Source organism: Chitinasiproducens palmae (genome assembly GCF_900095735.1).
In the GTDB taxonomy this organism is placed as follows: domain Bacteria; phylum Pseudomonadota; class Gammaproteobacteria; order Burkholderiales; family Burkholderiaceae; genus Chitinasiproducens; species Chitinasiproducens palmae.
The window spans coordinates 1-2,474 of record NZ_FNLO01000024.1; the positions used below are offsets into that span (position 1 = coordinate 1).

The 2,474-nt window shown below is 62.9% G+C and carries 1 protein-coding gene; it reads right to left on the bottom strand.

The window, feature by feature from the left end:
• Positions 1 to 2,315, bottom strand: a 2,315-nt coding sequence (locus BLU54_RS22935) for a phage tail tip fiber protein (RefSeq protein WP_170845280.1), incomplete at its 3' end; no start/stop codon positions are given.
• Positions 2,316 to 2,474 lie beyond the last annotated feature (159 nt).

Genomic DNA, 2,474 nt, shown 5'->3' on the forward strand with positions numbered 1-2,474 from the left:
GACGACAGGTTCGCGACATTGATGTTGGTTGCATCGAGGTTCTTGATGAGCGCCCGGTTCACAATCATCTGCCCGCTCTCGATCGCGAACGGTACGGCCGTCGATTTGCCGTCCGGCGACAGCACCGCAAAGCGATCCACCATCACGAGAAACTGTGATTGCGAAATGCCCGCGTCCACCTCGACACCCAAAGCCCAGCCGGCGGCGTACCGCTTGCCGTCAGCCGTGATCTGCGTTTTAAGCGAGTAGGACGCAGCCAGTTTTCCCGAGAGCGTCGACGTCGCGCTCGCGTTCGACTGGATTGCCGCCTCCGCAGTGCCCACCCGCGAGACCACGCCGTCCACCCGTTGCCCGAGGGCTGAATCGGCCGACGTGCGAGCCGTTGTCTCGCTCGTCACCGCAGCGGCCGCAGCATCGGTTTTCGCCGAGACCGTGTCAATCCTGGTGCCCAGCGCACTATCGGCCGCTGCCCGAGCCGTAGTCTCGGTCGTGACGGCTGCCATCGCAGCCACGGCCGGCGCACTGCCACCGCTTGCGAGGGGCTTACCTCGAACGACTGCAAACGGATAGACGACCCCAGTTGTCGAATACTTCTCGACCCCGCCACCTTCGCCGGCATCCGGGAAACCAACGAGGACATAGGCAGAACGATATGCGATCGATTTGAGCACGGCCGATGTCGCACCGTGCCGCACAAGTGCCGTGCGGATATCGTCGTTCATGCCGCTCGATGGCTCGTCGGCCGTCCAGACAATAGTCGTCACCCCACGCGGCAACGCATTCAAGTCGTTGACGAAGTCGGTACGCTTGGACGCCGTCCCATAGACGTCATAGGCCCCAAACGCTTTGACGACGCCATCCGCGTCGACCGTGGCTAGCATCCAGCTGCGCGCCGCGCCGGCGATGATGCGGCCGGTTACTGCATCGAACAAGCCGGACCCGTACTCTGCGCTCTTACCACTACCGATTGAAGAGACGCGAAGTAGCCGCTGATTGTCGACCTGCGCCTGCAACCCGGTGATCTGGGTCGCCTGCGCAGAGTCAGCATCGGCTCTTGCTTTCGATTCCGCCGTGATTGCCGCTGACGCGCTGGTAAGACTCGCCGTCACAGTATCGATCCGCGTGCCAAGCGCACTATCGGCCGCCGCCCGAGCCGTCGCCTCACTCGTCACTGCCGCCTGCACTGGCGAAACCGCCTCCGCCGGTCGCCATACAAAATTCGTGAAGAAAACGGGCGCTCCCGCGCTTCCATTGGTGATAGAGACTCGCGCCTGCGCTGTTCCGGTATTGTTCGGCGCGGTGACGTAACCTGATATCCGCGTCCAGGTCTTCGTCGGTGTTGCCGAGATCAAACCTAACGACAGTAGCGAGCCATCTTTATAGTAGCCCCATCGCGCGCCGATACCGATCTTTTGGTTGTCGGTGTTCGAAGCGACCAACGATTCGAAATAGAACATCTGGCCTGCTGCTGCCGCCTTCGGAACGGTTCCGGTGATCTCTCCGACACCGCTGAAGACCCAGAGGGTCGGCGCACCAGGCGGCACGCTGGCGTCCGTCGACGAAACACGTTCCACCGGCCCACCCGCCCAACCCGAAACGTCCACGCTTGGCACCGGGTTAGGAAACATATTCGCAGCGTCGGCGCCGTAGCTGGCCACAACCGTGTCGAGCCGAGACCCCAACGCCGTATCCCCGTCGGCACGCGCTTTCGCTTCCGTTTGCACGGCCGTCGCCGCCGCATCCGCTTTAGTCGTCACCGTATCAATGCGCTGCCCGAGTGCCGTGTCCGCCGTGGCACGGGCACTGGCCTCGCTCGTAACAGCAGCGCTCGTCGTCGACAAGCTTGCCGACACGGTGTCCAGACGGGACGAAAGCGCCGAATCCGCAGCCGCTCGCGCATCGGCCTCGGTGGCCACGTTGGCCTGCACAACCGTTGCCGCGTCCTTGCCGGTCGCGGCCTTCGGGCGACCGCCAATGATGTCGACCGTGTAATCGACCCAGGCGTCCGGGTCGTTGACTACGACGCCAGCCATGCGCTCGATACCTGGCCCGGTGGCGGGCACTCCGACAAGCAGATATGCCCCGCGATAGCGCATACGGCTCAGCATGAGATCTGTCGCCCCGCACCGGATCAACGCTGCGCGCAACGTGCTATCCAGGTTGGTAGTCGGCTCGTCTCCTGTCACGACCATCACCGTGACGGTGTTACCCAACGCATTCAACGCCGTTACCAGGCTGTCGCGTCCTGCCGAGCCGGAATAGGTGTCGAAAGTGCCCAACGATTTAAACGTGCCGGCTGCATCCACCGTAGCCACGGCATAACCACGAACAAGCGGTAGATCTCTGTTACCCGTGACAGCGTTATAAATTCCAGGTGCTGCCTGCGCGCCGGCCGAGCCTCCTTTCGACACCAGGCGCCACGTCGTTTGATTACCCACCCTCGCTTGGAGCGCAGAAAAGCTGGAAGCCTGCGC